Origin of the sequence: Bizionia sp. M204, from assembly GCF_023205095.1 — a bacterium.
In the GTDB taxonomy this organism is placed as follows: domain Bacteria; phylum Bacteroidota; class Bacteroidia; order Flavobacteriales; family Flavobacteriaceae; genus Algorimicrobium; species Algorimicrobium hallyeonense.
The window spans coordinates 2779513-2799806 of sequence record NZ_CP046242.1 but is presented as its reverse complement, the minus strand read 5'-3'; the positions used below and the strand labels follow the sequence as shown (position 1 = coordinate 2799806).

18 protein-coding genes are annotated in these 20294 nt (G+C 30.6%); all 18 read left to right on the top strand.

Features of this window, described 5'->3' with window-relative positions:
- Nucleotides 1–4: 4 nt before the first annotated feature.
- Nucleotides 5–910: a sulfate adenylyltransferase subunit CysD gene (gene cysD / locus GMA17_RS12960; protein ID WP_248396857.1), complete on the top strand. Its 906-nt coding sequence runs from the start codon at nt 5–7 to the stop codon at nt 908–910.
- Nucleotides 911–961: 51 nt separating this feature from the next.
- On the top strand, nt 962–2215 hold the full coding sequence (locus GMA17_RS12955; protein WP_248396856.1) for a sulfate adenylyltransferase subunit 1: 1254 nt from the start codon (nt 962–964) through the stop codon (nt 2213–2215).
- A 157-nt stretch (nt 2216–2372) separates the two neighbouring features.
- Nucleotides 2373–3386, top strand: a complete 1014-nt coding sequence (pseB, locus tag GMA17_RS12950) for a UDP-N-acetylglucosamine 4,6-dehydratase (inverting) (protein WP_248396855.1) — start codon at nt 2373–2375, stop codon at nt 3384–3386.
- A gap of 5 nt (nt 3387–3391) precedes the next feature.
- Nucleotides 3392–4540 carry a UDP-4-amino-4,6-dideoxy-N-acetyl-beta-L-altrosamine transaminase gene (pseC, locus tag GMA17_RS12945; protein WP_248396854.1) on the top strand — a complete coding sequence of 383 codons (1149 nt, stop codon included), beginning with the start codon at nt 3392–3394 and terminating at the stop codon, nt 4538–4540.
- A complete protein-coding gene (pseF, locus tag GMA17_RS12940) occupies nt 4533–5237 on the top strand; it encodes a pseudaminic acid cytidylyltransferase (RefSeq protein ID WP_248396853.1) in 705 nt (234 codons plus the stop codon). The genes pseC and pseF overlap by 8 nt, the downstream gene beginning before the upstream one ends.
- Complete coding sequence (gene pseG, locus GMA17_RS12935; RefSeq protein ID WP_248396852.1) at nt 5218–6228, top strand: UDP-2,4-diacetamido-2,4,6-trideoxy-beta-L-altropyranose hydrolase; 1011 nt, start codon at nt 5218–5220, stop codon at nt 6226–6228. Before pseF ends, pseG begins: the two co-directional genes overlap by 20 nt.
- Nucleotides 6222–7103: a methionyl-tRNA formyltransferase gene (locus tag GMA17_RS12930; protein ID WP_248396851.1), complete on the top strand. Its 882-nt coding sequence runs from the start codon at nt 6222–6224 to the stop codon at nt 7101–7103. The genes pseG and GMA17_RS12930 overlap by 7 nt, the downstream gene beginning before the upstream one ends.
- Entirely contained in the window at nt 7087–8133 is a 1047-nt protein-coding gene (gene pseI / locus GMA17_RS12925; RefSeq protein ID WP_248396850.1) for a pseudaminic acid synthase, read from the top strand. Before GMA17_RS12930 ends, pseI begins: the two co-directional genes overlap by 17 nt.
- A gap of 1 nt (nt 8134) precedes the next feature.
- On the top strand, nt 8135–9448 hold the full coding sequence (locus GMA17_RS12920; protein ID WP_248396849.1) for a capsular biosynthesis protein: 1314 nt from the start codon (nt 8135–8137) through the stop codon (nt 9446–9448).
- Nucleotides 9449–9496: 48 nt separating this feature from the next.
- Nucleotides 9497–11296: an asparagine synthase-related protein gene (locus GMA17_RS12915; protein ID WP_248396848.1), complete on the top strand. Its 1800-nt coding sequence runs from the start codon at nt 9497–9499 to the stop codon at nt 11294–11296.
- A gap of 263 nt (nt 11297–11559) precedes the next feature.
- Nucleotides 11560–12054, top strand: a complete 495-nt coding sequence (locus GMA17_RS12910; protein ID WP_248396847.1) for a hypothetical protein — start codon at nt 11560–11562, stop codon at nt 12052–12054.
- Nucleotides 12047–13234: a hypothetical protein gene (locus tag GMA17_RS12905; protein ID WP_248396845.1), complete on the top strand. Its 1188-nt coding sequence runs from the start codon at nt 12047–12049 to the stop codon at nt 13232–13234. Before GMA17_RS12910 ends, GMA17_RS12905 begins: the two co-directional genes overlap by 8 nt.
- Nucleotides 13235–13244: 10 nt before the next feature.
- Nucleotides 13245–14261, top strand: coding sequence for a hypothetical protein (locus GMA17_RS12900; protein ID WP_248396843.1), 1017 nt, complete (start codon nt 13245–13247; stop codon nt 14259–14261).
- Nucleotides 14258–15502: an O-antigen ligase gene (locus tag GMA17_RS12895; RefSeq protein WP_248396841.1), complete on the top strand. Its 1245-nt coding sequence runs from the start codon at nt 14258–14260 to the stop codon at nt 15500–15502. Before GMA17_RS12900 ends, GMA17_RS12895 begins: the two co-directional genes overlap by 4 nt.
- Before the next feature lie 5 nt (nt 15503–15507).
- Complete coding sequence (locus GMA17_RS12890; protein WP_248396839.1) at nt 15508–16545, top strand: hypothetical protein; 1038 nt, start codon at nt 15508–15510, stop codon at nt 16543–16545.
- A gap of 122 nt (nt 16546–16667) precedes the next feature.
- Nucleotides 16668–17924 (top strand): hypothetical protein, encoded by a 1257-nt coding sequence (locus GMA17_RS12885; protein WP_248396837.1) that lies wholly within the window; start codon nt 16668–16670, stop codon nt 17922–17924.
- A 2-nt stretch (nt 17925–17926) separates the two neighbouring features.
- Nucleotides 17927–19192, top strand: a complete 1266-nt coding sequence (locus GMA17_RS12880; protein ID WP_248396834.1) for an O-antigen polymerase — start codon at nt 17927–17929, stop codon at nt 19190–19192.
- Nucleotides 19170–20291, top strand: a complete 1122-nt coding sequence (locus GMA17_RS12875) for a glycosyltransferase family 4 protein (protein ID WP_248396832.1) — start codon at nt 19170–19172, stop codon at nt 20289–20291. Before GMA17_RS12880 ends, GMA17_RS12875 begins: the two co-directional genes overlap by 23 nt.
- Nucleotides 20292–20294: the final 3 nt, after the last annotated feature.

The following is a 20294-nucleotide window of genomic DNA, read 5'->3' as shown; positions in this document are numbered from 1 at the left end:
GATTATGAGTAAATATTATTTAAATTATTTAAAGGAATTAGAGAGCGAAGCAATATATATACTCCGTGAAGTTTATGCGCAATTTGAGAATCCTGTAATTTTATTTTCCGGAGGAAAAGATTCAATTTTAGTCACTTATCTCGCTCAAAAAGCTTTTTATCCGGCTAAAATACCTTTTTCTTTAATGCATGTAGACACAGGGCATAATTTTCCAGAAACGATTAAGTTTCGAGATGATATTGTTAAGGATTTAGGCGTAAAATTAATTATAGGTTCTGTACAAGACTCTATTGACGGTGGACGTGTATCGGAAGAAAGAGGTAAAAATGCCACGCGAAATGCTTTACAGACCACCACACTTTTAGATGCCATAGAAGCGCATAATATAGATTGTGCCATTGGCGGTGGTCGTCGTGATGAAGAAAAGGCACGCGCCAAAGAGCGTATTTTTTCGCATAGAGATGAATTTGGTCAGTGGGACCCAAAAAATCAACGTCCAGAATTATGGAATATTTTTAATGGCCAACATTTTCAAGGTGAACATTTTAGAGTGTTTCCTATCAGCAATTGGACCGAAATGGACGTTTGGAATTATATTAAACTCGAAAATATTCCCATTCCGTCTCTCTATTTTGCACATGAACGTGAAGTGGTTAATAGAGGTGGAACATGGATACCAAATTCAGAGTTTTTAATTTTGGAAGATTATGAGCAAGTGGTCACTAAAAAAATTCGCTTTAGAACATTAGGAGATATAACAATTACAGGCGGTGATGAATCTGATGCTGATACATTAGAAAAGATTGTTATAGAAGTTGCCAGTATTCGCCATACAGAACGTGGCAATAGAAGCGATGATAAACGATCTGAGACGGCTATGGAAGACAGAAAGCGTCAAGGATATTTTTAATGTAAAAATCTCTTGAAGATATAAATTTTTTACAAAACTCAAATAATTACCATGTTAGATAATAATCAATTATTACGTTTTACAACAGCAGGAAGTGTTGATGATGGGAAAAGCACCTTAATAGGCCGTTTATTATACGATTCTAAATCAATATTTGAGGATCAACTCGAAGCCATTGAAAAAACGAGTAAGAGAAAAGGGGGTGAAGGGATTGATTTAGCATTGTTAACGGACGGTTTAAGAGATGAACGAGATCAAGGTATTACCATAGATGTTGCCTATAGATATTTTACAACTCCCAAACGTAAATTCATTATAGCAGATACACCAGGACATCATCAATACACCCGTAATATGGTTACAGGTGCTTCAACGGCCAATGCAGCAATAATTTTAGTGGATGCTAGACATGGTGTTGTTGAGCAAACAAAACGCCATTCTTTTATAGCATCGTTACTTCAAATATCGCACATTATCGTATGCATAAATAAAATGGATTTAGTTAATTTCTCCGAAGAAGTTTATAGTACTATAATTAATCAATTTGAAAGTTTTTCATCTAAAATGTTGGTGAAAGATGTTCGTTTTATTCCTATTTCAGCTTTATTAGGTGACAATGTTGTAAACAGATCTGAAAATATGCCTTGGTACCAAGGATCGCCTTTGCTGCACACCTTGGAAACCTTACATATTAGTAGTGATATTAACAAAGTAGATGCCCGTTTCCCAGTTCAGACCATAATTAGGCCTCAATATGGCGATTTCATTGATTATCGCGGATATGCTGGTCGTATTGCCAGTGGTGTTTTTCGAATCGGTGATGAAGTAACCATTATGCCTTCAGGCTTTTCATCAAAGATAAAATCTATTAATTTATTTAAAGAAGAAATATCTGAAGCGTTTGCTCCTATGTCTGTTTCAATGACATTAGAAGACGATATAGACATAAGTCGCGGTGATATGATTGTGCGTTCAAACAATAAACCCGAAGCGGTACAAGATATTGAGGTTATGCTATGTTGGTTAAATAATAAATCGGCAAAACCTCGTGCAAAATACAGTATACATCATGCTAATAATGTACAAAAAGCTATGATAAAAGAAATCATTTATAAAATAGACATTGAAACACTAAATCGCGATATTGAAAATAAAGAATTAAACATGAACGATATCTGTAAAGTTAAAATTAGAACAACTAAACCATTATTGGTGGATTCTTATCGTGATAATAGAGCCACAGGAAGTATTATTTTAGTTGATGATTTAACTAACGACACTGTAGCTGCGGGAATGATTTTTTAGGCTATTTGCATTGTTTTATTTATAACATAAAAATTATAAAGTCTCTTTGATTTATTTATATTTGCCAACTGATAAATATCATAAAAGAGATTTTACGGGTTTATAATTACTTAAAAATCAACATCTTTAAGAATAACATAAGATTTAAAATTAGAACATGCTAGATTTAAAAGGAAAATCAATATTAATAACAGGAGGTACAGGTTCTTTAGGGAAAGCCTTAACAACGCATATCCTTTCTAAATACCCAGATTTAAGACGTTTAATCATTTTTTCACGAGATGAGCAAAAGCAATTTCAAATGGCTCAAGAATATCCGTCTGATACCTATCCACAAATCCGTTATTTTATTGGCGATGTTAGAGATAAAGAACGATTGGTACGGGCGTTTCAAGGTGTTGATTACGTTATTCATGCAGCTGCTATGAAACATGTCCATATAGCGGAATATAATCCAGACGAATGTATTAAAACCAATATTGGAGGTGCAGAAAACGTGGTGGATGCCTGCTTTAAAACCAAAGTGGAACGCGTTGTTGCATTGTCAACCGATAAAGCTTGTGCACCAATTAACTTATATGGTGCTACCAAGCTTACATCAGATAAATTATTCATTGCGGCTAATAATATAAAAGGTGAAAATCCTATTCGTTTCTCTGTAGTACGTTACGGAAATGTTATGGGGTCTAACGGATCCGTCATTCCATTTTTCATAAATAAAAAGAAAGAAGAAAACGTCCTTCCAATTACAGACCCGAATATGACACGCTTTAATATTTCATTACAAGGCGGTGTAGATATGGTTATGCACGCATTAGAACATGCTTGGGGGGGTGAGTTATTTGTTCCTAAAATTCCATCTTATAAAATTTTAGATGTGGCAAATGCTATTGGTCCTGATTGTGATAAACCCGTGGTGGGAATCCGACCAGGTGAAAAAGTTCATGAGGAAATGATAACTGCTTCCGATTCGTTTTATACTTATGATTTAGGTAAATATTTTACTATTTTACCTCCAACTCATAAATGGAGTTTAGAAGATTATATCAGCAATTTTAAAGCTAAAAAAGTGCCTTATGGCTTTAGCTATAATTCTGGAGATAATGACGATTGGGAAACCGTTCAAACCTTGCGAAACTTAATTAAGCAACATGTAGATCCAAACTTTTAATAGTCATGAAAGACGCCATACCTTACGGAAGACAATCAATTACTCAAGATGATATTGATGCGGTTGTAGAAACCCTAACTGCCGATTATTTAACACAAGGTCCGAAGGTTAAGGAGTTTGAAGATAAATTTGCTGCTTACGTAGGCTCCAAATATGCCGTAGCTGTAAATAACGCCACCTCCGGTTTACATTTGGCCGTATTGGCTTTAGGGTTAAAAGCAGGAGAACGGGTTATAACGACACCAATTACGTTTGCAGCTTCCGCAAATTGCGTACGGTATGCCGATGGCGAAGTTTGGTTTGCAGATATTGATCCGGATACCTATTTACTGTGTTTAAAGAGTACTAAAAAATTAATTGAAAGCAAACCAAAAGGTTTTTTTAAAGGTATTATTCCAGTAGATTTTGCAGGTTTACCTGTAAATTTGGAAGCTTTCAGAGCATTAGCCCAAGAACATGATTTGTGGATAGTGGAGGATGCGTGTCATGCACCTGGAGGCTATTTTACCGATTCCAACGGAAACAAACAAATGTGTGGGAACGGGAATTATGCTGATATTGGTATTTTCTCATTTCACCCCGTAAAACATATTGCTTGTGGAGAAGGAGGTATGGTAACCACTAATTCTGAAAAGCTATACAAAAAATTAGCATCTTTAAGAACGCACGGCATTACCAAAGAAAACATGGCAGAAAATCATGGTGGCTGGTTTTATGAAATGCAAGAATTGGGATATAATTATAGATTAACCGATATTCAATCTGCTTTGGGAATCACCCAATTGGCTAAAAACAAAGCTGGTGTTGCACGTAGAAATGAGATAGCAGATAGATACAAACAAGCGTTTAAAAATAAAATTAAATTTCAGAGGCTACCAAGTAAAACTCAAAATGCCCATCATTTATTTGTAATTGAGGTAGACGATAGAAAAGGGCTTTACGACTTTTTAAAGTCACATCATATTTTTGCTCAAATACATTACATTCCAGTTCATACCTTGCCCTATTATAAGGAAATTGGCTATGATAATGCAAATTTAAATAACTCTGAAAATTACTATTCCAACTGTATTAGCTTACCTATGTATCCAAGTTTAACGGATAAAGAACAAGAATTTGTAATTGAAAAAGTGTTATCTTTTATCCATGGCTAATTTAGCAATAATTCCAGCAAGAGGCGGTAGTAAGCGTATTCCAAGAAAGAATATTAAACCTTTTTTAGGTAAGCCTATTATAGTTTACTCAATTGAAGCCGCCCTAAATAGTGGTTTGTTTGATGAGGTCATGGTGTCAACTGATGATAAAGAAATAGCAGAAATAGCAATTAAATATGGCGCAACAGTTCCTTTTCTTCGAAGTGGTACAAATGCTAATGATTTTGCGGTTTTATCGGATGTCGTAGAAGAGGTTTTAAATAACTATTCCAATTTAAACAAAACTTTTGATAGTGTTTGTTGTTTATTGCCAACAGCACCATTTATTTCAGCTAAAAAGATTCGGGATGCATATCAAAAATTAGTAGATGAAAAGTTTGAAAGTGTTTTTCCTGTAGTAGAATTTTCATTTCCTATTCAACGTTCTTTAAAGAAAAAGAATAATAAAATTGAGATGGTTTGGGAAGCGCACTTGAACACCAGATCGCAAGATTTAGAACCTCGATTTCATGATTCAGGTCAGTTTTATTGGTTAATGATTTCTTCTTTCCTAAAAGAAAAAAAATTATTTACATCCAACTCTGGAGCTATAGTAATTTCAGCATTAGAAGCACAAGATATAGATTCTCAAACTGATTGGGCTTTGGCAGAAATGAAATACAAATTATTAATCAACAATGAAAAAAATAATCTTTAGAGCTGATGGTAATTCTAAAACTGGATTAGGACACTTATATAGATTGTTTAGTCTTGTAGCAATTGTTAAAGATCAAATAGATTTTGTATTTGTAACAAAAGAAGATTCAACGACAAATGTTATCCCAGAACATTTTAACAAATTAACAATCCCCAATTCCGTTTCAATCCAAGAGGAACCAGAATGGTTGCAAGCTAATTTCTCGCCTTTAAATTATGTTATAATTGCAGATGGCTATCAATTCACCTCTTCATATCAAAAGCATATAAAGCAAAAGGGATACCGTTTAATTTATATAGACGATCTGGCCCAAGAACACATGTATGCAGATGTGGTTATAAATCATTCCCCATATATTCAAGAAAAACAGTATAGTAAGGAAAACTATACCCAACTAGCTTTAGGAACTAAATTCGCCCTATTAAGACCACTTTTTTTAAAAGAAGCTAAAAAAAATAAAACCATTGAGAGCGTTGATCACGCTTTTGTATGTTTTGGAGGGGCGGACCCTTTTAATTTAACGATAAAAGCCGTTGAAGCGCTTTTAAAATTCTCAAATTTTAAAAAAATACAGGTGGTCTTGGGTGGCGCTTATAAGCATAATGATATTTTCAATTTAGAGGATAAGTACTCCCATATATTAAAAATCCATCGAAACCTATCAGAAACACTTTTGTTAGAAACCATGAAGCAGTGTAATTTTGCCATTGCACCGGCCAGCACCATTTTATATGAATTAAGCTGCGTTAAAATGCCAATTTTAAGTGGGTTTTACGTGGACAATCAAGAATTAATTTATAGAGGATTTTTAAATAGTGAGGCCATTTTTAAGGGCGAAAACATGAAAGACTACAGCATTTTTGATTTCGAATATAAAATAAAAACTATATTAATAGAACAAAAATTTAGTTCTCAAATTAATGCACAAAAAGCACTATTTGATGCTGATATAGCAAAAAGACATTTAAAAATAATTAGAGATTTATGTTAACAATTGGAGTACTTTGTAGTGGTGGTTTGGGGTTGGATACGCTTAAAAAAATAGCAAAGGACTACACCGTTCAATTTGTTTTAACAGATTCTAATTCCATAGGAATTATTGATTTTGCAAAAAGTCATAGAATTCCTTATTTTGCAGGTAATCCAAGAAATAATAGGGGTTACGATTTCATTAAAAACTATAATGTAGACATTATTGCTTCGGTTAATTATTTATTTTTAATTGAAGAAGATATAATTGCTCATGCCAATAAATTAACGTTTAATATTCATGGTTCACTATTACCTAAATACCGAGGTAGAACACCACATGTTTGGGCTATTATTAATGGCGAAACAAGCGCTGGTATAACGGCACATGTAATAGATGCGTCTTGCGATACAGGAAAAATAATTCATCAAATAGAAGTGCCGATAAAACCAAATGATACCGGAGCTATAATGCTTGAAAAGTACGCGGAAGCCTATTACCCATTAATAAAAAGGGTATTGTATGATTTGGATAATAATCAACTAAAGTTAACGGCGCAAAATGAAAATCAGGCTACTTACTTTGGTAAACGAACACCTGACGACGGCGAAATTAATTGGAATTGGAATGCAGAAGTTATAAGAAACTGGGTAAGAGCGCAAGCAATACCGTATCCTGGAGCCTTTACTTACCTCAACAACAAAAAAATAATTATTGATAAAGTTTCTGAAACCAATTTAGAAACAACTAACGTTCATACAAATGGTGAAATCTTACAAATTGACCCTGCAATCATTGTGAAAGTAGAAAATGGAGCCGTGAGCTTGGATGTTATACGAACAGAAAATTGTACTTTTACCATTGGAAATATATTAGGAAATGAAAATAGGAAATAGAGCTATAGGTGGTACTAATCCATGTTTTATAATTGCAGAATTATCTGCAAATCATAATGGAGATTTAGATGTTGCTATTGAAACAATTAGAGCAGCAAAAAAAACGGGAGCAGATGCTATCAAGCTTCAAACATATACGCCAGATACGCTAACAATTGATTGTGATAATGCGCATTTTAAAATTGAAGGAGGCACATTATGGGACGGCAAAACTTTATATGAATTATATGGTGAAGCATTCACGCCATGGGAGTGGCATAAAAAATTGTTTGAAGTAGCAAAGGAGGAAGGTTTAATTTGTTTCTCATCACCTTTTGATAAAACAGCAGTCGATTTTCTTGAAGAACTTCAGGTGCCTGCTTATAAAATTGCTTCTTTTGAAATTCAAGACATTCCTTTAATTGAGTATGCGGCTTCCAAGGGAAAGCCCATTATTATGTCAACTGGTATTGCAGAAGAATCAGATATTAAGTTAGCTGTTGATGCTTGTCGTAGGGTAGGAAATAATGACATTATATTATTAAAATGTACATCCTCTTATCCTGCACCTTTAGAACTGGCAAACCTAAATACAATTCCAGATTTAAAAACACGTTTTAATGTAGAGGTCGGCTTTAGCGATCATACCTATGGTTCTTTAGCACCTGTAGTGGCCACCACTTTAGGGGCAACCGTTATAGAAAAACATTTTATATTAAATAAAGATATTGGCGGTCCTGATGCTGATTTTTCATTAGATGTAGATGAATTTACGGAATTGGTTGATAAGGTTCGAGATACCGAAAAATTGCTAGGAAAGGTGTCCTATGATATTTCGGAAAAAGTTAAAAATAACAGAAAGTTTGCACGATCACTGTTTGTAGTTCAAGATGTTAAGTCTGGTGACATAATTTCAGAAGAAAATATACGCTCAATTAGACCCGGATATGGATTACATCCTAAATATTACAATGAAATTTTAGGTAAAAAGTTTGTGAGTGCTGTAAAAAGAGGTGAGCCCTTGACCCTTAAAATGATGGAAAGTTTATAAAATGAAATTATTATTTATAGAAAATAGGTACAAAACGTTTTTAATGGCTTCCGTTGCTAATCAATTAAGCAATAGTGGTCATGAAATTCATTGGTTAATTCAAAATAAAGAATTTTTACCTGTTGGGAATTTTCAAACCCATATAATAGATTACCCGAGCAGTAATAAACCTATTAATGTTAAAGACGAAGCGGTTGAAGATGTTATAAAAAGTGATAGACAGTTTAATCATTTTAATAAAAAGAATACGGCTTATTTCTACTATTACAATGCTAAAATTGAACAGTATTTAAAGGCGCTTAAACCCGATTTAGTTTTTGGAGAATCCACAGCTTTTCATGAACTATTAACAATAAACAATTGTATAAAGCAAGATATACTTTATTTAAACCCATGTACCTGTAGATATCCAATTGGGCGTTTTTCATTTTATAAATATAACACGTTAGAGCCTTATTTTGGGAGTAATGAATTCCTTTCAAATGAAGAGGCAGAAAACGTCATAGACCAAATAATTAACCGGAAAACAGCGCCAGATTATATGAAACCGCGGCGCATTTCGAAAGGTGAAATTATTAATGATAAAATTAAAAAAATTCAGTCCTATATTAAAGGTGAAAAATATAATACACCGAGTCCATTAATAAAATTTAAATTAGAGAAAGAGAAAGATAAAAATATTAAGCTTTGGGATGCGTTTGCACAAAATACAATAAACAGGCCTAATAAAACGGTTGTTCTTTACCCATTACAAATGCAACCAGAAGCTAATATAGATGTTTGGGGACGAGAACATAGAGATCAATTACAACTTATAAAGGCCGTTAGTAAATCCTTGCCTGATGATACCGTTTTAGTGGTGAAGCCTAATCCAAAATCTAAATATGAATTATCTAGTGCGCTTGTAAATTATGTTAAGAATTCTGCTAATATTATAGGCTTACAGCATCACGTTAAGATGGATGATATTTTATCTAATATAGACCTTGTTATTACAGTTACTGGAACTATAGCTATAGAATGTGTATTGAGTAACAAACCTATTGTAACTTTAACTAAAACAGTAAATAATAAGGCCAATAACTGTATATTTATAAATAATATTGATTCCGAATTAGAACCTTTGATAAATTTGGTGAAGAATAAGTCGTTTAACAAAATTTCAAATCAAGAAAAAATTGATTTTATAAACATACTCAATTCTACTAGTTATCAAGGTATCATTTCCGATCCCTTTAGCGATGAAAACTGTATTTCTGAAGATAATATTAAAAATCTTTTAAAGGGTTATAATTCAATACTTGGTAGATTATAAATTAGCTATATACAGCCCTTAATAACAAACATCAGTTAACTAATATAAATGCAAATATTTTTAAATCAAAATACAAATCAAGAAGAAAACAAGGCCTTAAAGTGTGCTAACTTTTTTATTGATTATATTCTAGAAGAAAAAGAAATTTTTTTTGAAAATGCAAATTTTTATTTATTTTTAAAAACAAATTTTTCTGAAAGTTATATTAGAAAGGCGCTTCAATTTCCAGCAGATGTAACGAAAGAATCTATTTATGAGTATTTCAAAAAAGATGGATTTTGGGTAATTGTATGTAAAGTAAACGGTACCATTAGTGTTTATAGGGATTTATCAGGCATCTGCTCTGGATACTATTTTAATAATCAGAACGAAATCCATATAGCCACAAATGTACATAAAATAGCAAAAAATAAGGCTAAAGATTTAAATAAAACATCTGTTTATCAATTATTGTATTTTGATTTTCTATGGGATGGTCAAACAATTTATAAAGACATCAACCAACCTAAAATTGGGTCCAAATTAGTTTTTAATAATGATTTTAAAATTACAATAAATACATGCCATCAACCAGATATAAATGAAAAAGAGAACCAGCTTTCTGATAAAGAAAATATTGAAAAACTACGGCATGAAATAGTGACCGCTCATAAAAATTATGTAAATGAAAAGAATGTGGTTTTTCTGTCTGGCGGTATTGATTCAGTTGCTATGTTAATTGCATTAAATGATTTAACGTCCAAAGAAAAAATAATAAACCATTCATTTAAGGTTAAAGGAACACTGCAAGATGAAACTGGCTATGCGCAAAGTATTGCTAATCATTTGGAAAATGAATTATTAATCGTTGAACGAGATTTTTCCAAAGAAATAAATGAGGAATTTTTTAAGCAGGAAATTATAAAAATGAATAATCCATATTCTGGAATGTGGATTTTTGGTAACCAAATAACAAATAAAGACAATACTACTTACTTTGCAGGTCAAGATACGAGACTACATACTCCTTCTTTAAATAAATTAGACACAATTGCATTTAATATGTTTTTAGTGTCTAACAAAGGTTTAAAACCTTTGTTTTACATTATAGATTTATGCTTGTTACCCTTTAAAGGTTTTTTTAATCTCATTTTGAAACACACTAATACTACTAATAAATTATTCTTGGGTTTAAGGAGAGCACTTTATACGTTTAATACGAAATCCTATATTAATTTAGTATATTTTAAAGTAGATAGAGCACTTATTGCATCTTATAATTTGCCATTGGATTATTTTAATACTATTAAAAAGCAATATAAATTCTCTTTAAAAAATGTAACTGACAAGCGTACTCTTTATAATAAAATAGTTTCATTAAAATGGATTGAACAGTACGTAAACGACATGCGTTATATGATTGACATGGTTAATAGTCAAGGCGCTAAACTAGCAATGCCATTTTACGATATGGATTTAGCAAAATTCTCTGCAACCATTCCATTTGATTTATCAGTAAAAACAATGAAAGGTAAAGCGCAATTTAGTGACACCACAAGTACAATTAATAAGTATGTATTACGCGAGGCTCTGGTTGACAAAATTGATAAGAAAACATATTTTAGATCAAAAGCAGTTTCTAGAACGGGACATTTAATTTTTAAACAAGGACTAGATACTATCTTAAAAGATATTTTAATAGATGATATAAATAACGATTCATCTTTAGTCAAAGATTATAATTTAGAAAAATTTATCTCTAAATTTTTAAATAATCAAGAAGATTGGGAGATGGATGATGATAAGTATTTACTTAAAGTTTATTACCTTGTTTGTGTTATTGTTTACAAGAATGAGTTAAATAAATAACAATAAGTTTTTAACGATGGTAAAGATTTTAACTATTATTTTTTGTTTAATTCCAATAAATTTTCTTAAAATATTTTTATTAAGATTATTAGGGCATCAAATTTCTTATAAATCATATATTGGTGTTTCCTTTATTTCTTTAAACAAAATGACACTAGGAAAAAACGCAAAAATTCAAAGTCTCAATTTTATTAGAATAAATACGTTAACATTAGGAGATGCTAGTTTTATAGGAAGATTGAACGTTTTTAATGGCCCTTTAGATGTTGTTTTACAAAAAGAAAGCCGGTATTTCTAAACAAAATAAAATTAGACGCGCAAATGCTCCAATTTCATACGGAAATGCCATATTATCATTAGGGGAAAATTCAATTATTGTCTCTAATCATTTTCTGGATTTAACCAAATCTATTTCAATCGGTCAGCACTCCATTCTCGCTGGAATTGGCTCGCAATTATGGACACACGGATACTATCATGATGATACGGGTCCCGCTAGGATTAGAATAGATGGTGAAATAAAAATACAAAATAATGTGTACGTGGGATCTCGCTGTATTTTTAACCCAGGTGTTGTTGTAAATAATGCTATAAATATTGGGGCTGGAAGTATTATATCCAAAAATCTTATGGAAAAAGGTATGTACGTAAGTCAGAAAATGAGGCATGTTGATAACAATATTATTACTATTAGGTCGAAACTGAAAAAAGTAAAAGGTCATAATTTAATAGAAGAAGTTTATTCAAAAAATGGATAAGGCTATAAGCTTACGAATTAATAAGCATAAGGTTGCCACTTTTTTTGGTAACCTAAGTGTTCTATCCATTATATTAAGTTTCTATTTTTACCTGTTGGCTGAAATAGCATTTAATATCAATAGCTTTAGACCACTATTGTTATTGACTGGATATGCTTTTTTTATTGTTGGTTTAATTTTTAACCCAAAACTTAAAATAGATAGCCAACTGTTTTTTTATTTAATTGCTTCTATTCTGATATTTATAATATCCAGCCCTTTTTGGCTCAATAGTTTTGATATAAATATTTATTTAAGTCCAATAACTGCTATAGTTATTATTAATAACTACGATTACTTTTTAAGGGTAATGAAAGTGTTTATTATTCTAACCTTAATTTTAGCTTTCTATGAATTTATTAATCAAGAGTATTTATTTGTTGTTTTAAGAGACACCTTTTTTGGATATAGACCTTTGGATGAAAAATTCTATGGTGGTTATTCTGGTATATTTAGATCTAAAGTATATTTTGAAGGTCCTTTAGCGCTTTCTCAATTTGCTATAGGTACTGCTTTGATATTTAGGAAAAATGTAAAGATGCTTTATATTATATTGCTTATATCAATTATAGCAAATGGCAGATTAGGAATTGTATTTTGCGGAATAATTTTGGCTACATATTATTTTAAAAAATATAATTTAGCTTCAATTTTATTAAGGCCTAAATCAATATTGTTATTAATTTCAGGTTTTTTCGGCGTCTTTTTAGCTTTATATTTCTTATTAGATAAAACTTCAATTGATAGGCTTAAAGAAGCATTTGATGTTTCTAATGAAGGTAATTCAGAAAGAATTAATTTTTGGATACGTGGTTTTGATATGTTGTTAAATTACGACTTTTTGAATTTAATATTTGGTAACAATGGTGCTTTCGTTAATGAATATAAGAACAATGCAGAAAATGGTTGGCTTACATTGTTGCTTAATAATGGAATATTAGGGTTTATGTATTATGCTATACCAGTATTCTTAATAGCAGTAAACTCTATTAAAAAGAGTCCTATAAATAGTGTCTATATTCTTGTTCTTGTTGGTTCTATGTTTGTGCAGACATTTCATTTAGGAGCTTCAGCAAACTTAATATATTGGTTAGTAATTTATTCGTTCTATAAAAAAAACACAAGCAATGCGGAAATTTAAAATTTGCTGTATGTTACTAATATCTTTGCTTTTTTTACAGTGTGATAACTTTGATCTTAAGGCTATTGACTCCAAACCCGTTCAGATAAATGATATTAATTATGTGCTAAACTCTAATTATGCCTTGGGAGATGCTAGGAGGTATGGTATATTTCCAGATTCATTAAATGATAAAAAGCATCCTAATACTGGAAAATCATTAATAAGTTCAGTATTGGATTTAGCCGAAAATAGTCCAATAAAAATAAATTTCCCTAAAGGGTATTATGGAGTTAATTTAGTTTTTAATTCGAGAAAAAATATCGATTTACATTTTAACGAGGCTGCATTTGATTTAGTTCATATTACCAATGAGGGTGGATCCCAATCCCGAAATATTACCCTCGAAGGAACGCTAATTTTATACGAAGGATTTGGTATTTATCATTCTAAAAATGTAACTGCGGATTCTGTAATTATTAAATTAAATCCTCAAAAAACATTAAAGGAATCTAAAAGTAGAGGCTGTCATATTTATAAAGGAACTGACAGTTTATTAATAAACTATTTAGAAATTGAAGATTTAGCATCTGGAAATATAGGTTTTAAAAATAATCATGCCGCCTTGGCTATAGATGGATCGCGCGAAAATCCAACTAATATTACAATAAACGAGGTCTATATCAAATCATCTGATCGCCATGGAGCATACATAACTGGCACTAACAACATTTTTAAAAAAATAAAAATTGACAAATACGCACAAGGCACAACTAATTTCATGACTGGTATGCAAGATGCTGGTAAAGGTAATGAGAAAATACTGTCTGCTCTATGGATAAATAGATGTAACAACTGCTTATTTGAAAATGTTCAAATTTTAACCAAGTATTCAAAAAACGGTTTCCCACTAAAGTTAGATGAAGGCGATTCTGGAAAGCCTACAATTATTGAAAATTTATTTTTGGATGTGGAATATAAAGACTCTTTGATTTTGGATGACATTCTAACAAACGTTCTAGTTAAGCGTTTAAAAACTATAGAATGACAGGTAATTTAAAAAACTTATTTTTTAAGCATAGAGAGTATATTTATATAATACTTATTGCCATAACTTTTATGGCTTATGTTTTATCTTATGCGCTTTTGTCAATTTCTACATTTTTGTTTGTGCTTTTCTTTTTTAGTGATACTAGAACTAGCTTAAAATTAAAGTGGTACAAAATAAAATCTAATAAAATGGTTTTATTATTTGTTCTTTATTTTGTTTGTCAATGTATTGGTTTAAGCTATTCCGAAAATATTGATTATGGACTAAAACGAGTAAACACTGTGTTACCCACCTTATTTTTACCTGCAATAATGTATGCGGAATATTTAAATAAAAATGTGTTTTACAATGTGTTGAGGTTTTTACGGTTTTATGTTGTTTTAATTTTCACAATATTTCTAATTATACATGTGTTTATAGATGGACGCACACTGCATGTTTTTGCGCTATATGTATTAACAGATAAATTGGGTATTAGTCAATTTTATATGGTATTTATATTTATAATACCTTTAATTTCCACCTTGAATGAACTGATAAATAAGAAAAATTTAATAGTAAGTATTTTATATCTAGCATGTTTATTATTTTTTGTCTTTCTGTTTTCGAACAAAACATCAATTTTAATGTTATTGTTAATTTTTTCTATAAAAATAATTAACCATTTTAAAAACAGAACGCGATTATTTAAAATGAGTGTTTTTCTCGTAATTCCTATGTTATTAGCTTTATTGGTTTATAATACGACAGGAATAAAACATAAGTTTGATATTATGCTAAAATCTACAGATTTTAATATCGAGATTATAAAAACTAAAAATAAAGTAACTTATACAAAAAACACTTTAGAGCATCGGCTATTAATTAATTACTTATCTATTAAAGAAATTGTCAATAATTTTCCTTTTGGTACAGGAACCGGCGATTATCAAGATGTGCTTAATAAGAATTATGAAGAAATTCATTTTAAATTGGGAATAAAAGAGAAATTTAATAATCACAATCAATATATATCTGAGGCTTTAAAAACGGGTGTTCTTGGGGGTATTGTGTTTATTACTTTACTTTTTTGTTTATTTAAATCAGTTGGCTTAAGAAACCAATTTTATTATATAATATTATTGCTCTTTACAATAGGTTGTTTTTTTGAATCGTACCTAGATAGACAACATGGTGTTATAATATTTAGTTTTATGATACCTTTGTTTTATGTATATGAAAATCAGATTAAGGAATAAAAAGTATGAAAAAGTTATCATTTAATGTAGTTTTAGTCTCCCTTGCGGCCATATTTATAATCGTTTCGTGCAAGAAAAGTAAAGAAGAACAAACTGAAATCAAGATTTTTAACGAATTAGATTTCGTTTTAAATAATGCCTATGAGAAGGGTGATGTTAGACGTTACGGTCTTACTTTTGACAATGCAGCTCAAACGCATCCCAAAAATAAAAAGGGGATGATGGAAACAGTATTAGACGTGGCAGAACTTGGCAATATTGAAATGACTTTTCAAAAAGGATATTATAAAACCAATTTGGTACTAAATCACAGAAAAAACTTGAATTTAAAATTCAATAATTCTGAATTCAGTTTAATTCATATAACTCAAACTCATGACACATTGCCAAGACCAGAAAATATAAATTTAAAAGGTTCCTTAATAAGCTATGCAAGTTTAGGAATAACGAATGCTAGTAATATTGCTATAGATTCTATAATATTAAAGTCTGATACATCTAAAAATTTGTGGGGTTTAAGAAACGCAGGTTGCCATATTTATTTAGGTTGCAACGATATTAAAATTAATTACCTTGAAGTACAAGATTTGGGATCAGGCAATGAAAAATATAAGAATGTTCATGCAGCAGTTACTATTGATGGCGCAGGAAACAATCCTGTAAATGTCCAAATAAAAAAAATACATATTAAATCGTCAGACAGACATGGTATTTATATGACGGGTAGAGATCATTTAATAGATGAGGTTATTATAGATAAATTTGGTGTTGGAAGCTCAGAAGGGATGTCAGGTATGCAAGATGCCGAAAATGGAGAGGAGAAAGATTTTAAAGCCTTATGGATTAATAAATGTTATGATAGTTTTATAGAAAATATAACCATTAACGAATTAGAATCTAAAGGAAAATACACGGCTCATTTTGATAGCGGAAATAAAGAGAAACCCGTTACAATAGGTAAATTTAAAGTCATAAATAATAACCCTGATATTACTATTTTAGAGGAGGATCCGAATGGCGTTATTATAGAAATTAAAGAATGATGATTGTCAAATAATATAATTATTAAGAAGGGGTTTAAAATATATTTTAAACTCTTTTTGTTTTTAATTGAAACCTAACTGTTAACTTTAAAATTTAATAAAAGAGAAACGTAAACAACTATATGTTTAAATTTTTAAAACAGTATGCCATTTTTAGCGTGGTTTTTATGGTTGCAAAAGCAACTGTTTATTTTATTCCATTACTGTTGGCGGATGTTCTAACGAAATCAGACTTTGGAGTGTTAGAATATGCTTTAGCAGGATTAGGGATGATTGTAAACACCATAATAAATTTGGGGGTTCCGGGTGCTTACCCGTATTTTATTTTGAGAGAAGAAAAGGTGGAACTTAAGCCAGCCTTCAAACTGCATGCTGTTATTCTTTTTATTCCTTTTGCACTCAATCAAGTACTCTATTTTTTCTTCAATTTGGATGTTGTTTTTTACTTGGCTTTTAACATGTCTTATATAATTGCGAATCAAGTTTTTTATTCTACCAAATTAAAATCTCATGAAAAGTCCACGCCCTCGGTAATAATCGACTCCGGAATCTACCTAGTTTTACTAGTTGCCTATGTACTGGATAAACTAAATTTATTAGATGTTAATCTCCAGCTAATAAATGTTTTTGTGCTTACTTATAGTTTGGTGTATGTTGTATATGGCATTATAAATTATTATAAGGTAAAAGAAGAAGCTACTTTACTTGGCTACAAAACCATTTTAAAGTTTAGTATTCATCTATTAATTTCAACATTTTTAATTTTTTTAATAACCACATCCGGCCGCATTTTAGTTGAGTTATTTTTTGATTTTGAAACCGTTGGTATCTATGCCTTTTATTTTAGGTTATCTGCAGTAGTAGTCATGATTCATCAAGTAATTAATATTGCTTTTTTTAAAAAAATATACACGTTTAATCCTGAAGTATTGGATAAATATTTTTACTTATTTTTTATATTTATTTTCTGTTTATCCGTCGTCATTCAATTTGTTGCTCCTTTTATAATTACGCACTTTTCAGACTATTTTAATGATACTTACCAGGCGTATAAAACCGTTTATTTCTTACTGTCTGCGCAAATGGTCATGTGGATTGCTAGTGCCTTAAATTCTAATATCATAGATCGCGAGAATCTAGCATCTAAAAACAACGTTAAATTTTTAATATTGGTTTTTATCTCAATTTTACTTTTCTACGCTGTTCAAAACTATTTAACACTCGCTTTATTAACCTTTTTACACATGTCCATTATTTTTGTTGCCTGTTTATTACAGTACAGCAGTTTGTATAGTAAAGGAATATATTTTAAAAAGTCTGCGATAACCTTAATTATAATATATTTCATAACTAGCGTTTATTATTTTTATACTATTTAAAGATGAATTTAATAAAAACATATTGGTTATTTTTTGGGAGCTTAACGGTAGGCTTATTAATTTGGGTTTTAGCTTATATGTTATTACCACTGGAGGCTGTACAGCCTATTAAAACAAAAACTATTTTGTTTATTGCATCTTGTTATATTGCCATAATAGCGGGGTTTGTGATGTTCAATTTTAAAACAATAACCAACCAAAGAATAACCTATAATACCCAAAAGGTTGTAAAATTATTATTAATTATTATTGTCGTAAGCTTTGCATTAAGATGGTATGATTTATTCGTAAATAGAAATTTATCTTTTGCAAACGATTTAAAATTTAATCGGTTTTTAAACGATGACAATTTTAAACAAAATCAGGTGTTATTGATTGTAGCGTCGGTTCTTAAAAGCCTTTATTTCTTCCCTTTCGTTATTTGTATAAGAGCAAACCTTAAACGTCCTAAATTTTATATCATAGCATCATATGTGGTACTGTTTTTCCCTCTTCTTGAAGCTATTTTAAAAGGAACTAGGAAACCATTTTTTGAGATTTTTCTTATTATCGTTTTTACTTTAATCGCTTATCAAAAACCTAAAATTAATTTTAAAAGAATTAGTATTACCGTAATTGCTGTTGTGATTTTAATGAGTATTTCCATGTTAATTTTACTAAAACGTGAAAATTATTCTGAAAATTTTGATGATACTTTTTACAAATCCTTGCTTGAAAGCCGTTATAATGAAATTTTAAAACCAACCGATGCAGCCATTAATTATTTTGAAACCACAAATCATTCCCAACTAACAAAGCTTTATGTTATGTCTGGTTTGCACACAGGACAATATATTACACATGGCGCTTTTGAGTTTAACCATATTATTGATATAGATAGTTTGTCCATAGGTTATGGGATGTACAATTACTCTATCATTCCTAAATTTTTTAATAAAACTAGTTTGTCGTCAATCCCAATTACTAATTTGTCGCCTCGAAAGTATGTGTATTTAACGCAATTTGGTTCCTACTATATTGATTTCCGTTGGTTTTCCTTAGTACTCATGTTTTTATTTGGCGTATTTCAGAAATATATATATCAAAAATCTTTTCAATCCGTCATTTACTCACCTATTTTAATGTACTTTTTAATTATTAATGTATTTTTGATGATTCTTAGTTATACACGAGGTGCTGGAATATATGTTTTATTCGGTTTCTTGTTTTTACTTTTTTTACTGAAAATCTTCGAAAAAAAACTACATGAGGAAAGCATTAGTTCATGATTGGTATTATGTAAGTGGAGGAGCCGAAAAAGTGGTTCATTCGCTTAATACGATATGGGAAGATTTTGACCATTTTGCATTAGTGGATTATTTAAACGATGCCGATAGAGCCTTCATTCTAAACGGTAAATCTGTTTCTACAAGTTTTATCCAAAAATTGCCAACAGCAAAATCCAATCACAGGAAATTTTTACAATTCTTTCCAAACGCCATAGAGCAATTTGATTTAAGCGAATACGATTTGGTGTTAAGTTCTTCAGCTTCCGTAGCTAAAGGAGTTCTAACACATCAAAATCAATTGCATATTTGCTATTGTCATTCGCCAATGCGTTATGCGTGGGATTTATATCATCAGTACCTGCGTGAAGCAAAACTTAATAAAGGGTTAAAATCCATGTATGCTAAATATGTATTACATAAAATGCGTTTATGGGATTTGGCAACCGTAAATAGGGTAGATTTGTTTGTTGCCAATTCAAAATATATTGCCCGACGTATAAAAAAGATTTATAATAGAGATTCGGTTGTTATCTATCCACCAGTAAATGTACATGCTTTTCCATTAGAAACAGATAAGGATGATTATTATTTTACGGCTTCCCGAATGGTACCTTATAAAAAAATTGAACTTATTGTACGTGCCTTTAATAACATGCCAAATAAAAAATTAATTGTTTCTGGTGATGGTCCAGAATATAGTGCCATAAAAAAAATTGCCAAATCAAATATAGAACTTGTTGGATTTGTAAATAAAGAGAAGTTAACAGATTATATGAGAAAAGCGAAAGCTTTTGTTTTTGCTGCCGAAGAGGATTTTGGTATAATACCAGTTGAGGCGCAAGCGTGTGGTACACCAGTAATAGCTTATGGAAGAGGTGGGGCAACTGAAACCATAATTAAAAATAAAACGGGTGTTTTCTTTAATAAACAAAATGAAATAGCCATTATTGATGCCGTGTCAAAATTTGAAGAACTCCAATTTGATCCTAAAGAAATTAGAACACACGCACTAAAATTTTCTAAAGAACGCTTTGAAAAGGAAATGGAAACTTTTGTAAATAATGCATATTTAGAGTTTTATAAAAACAATACAATCTAGTTT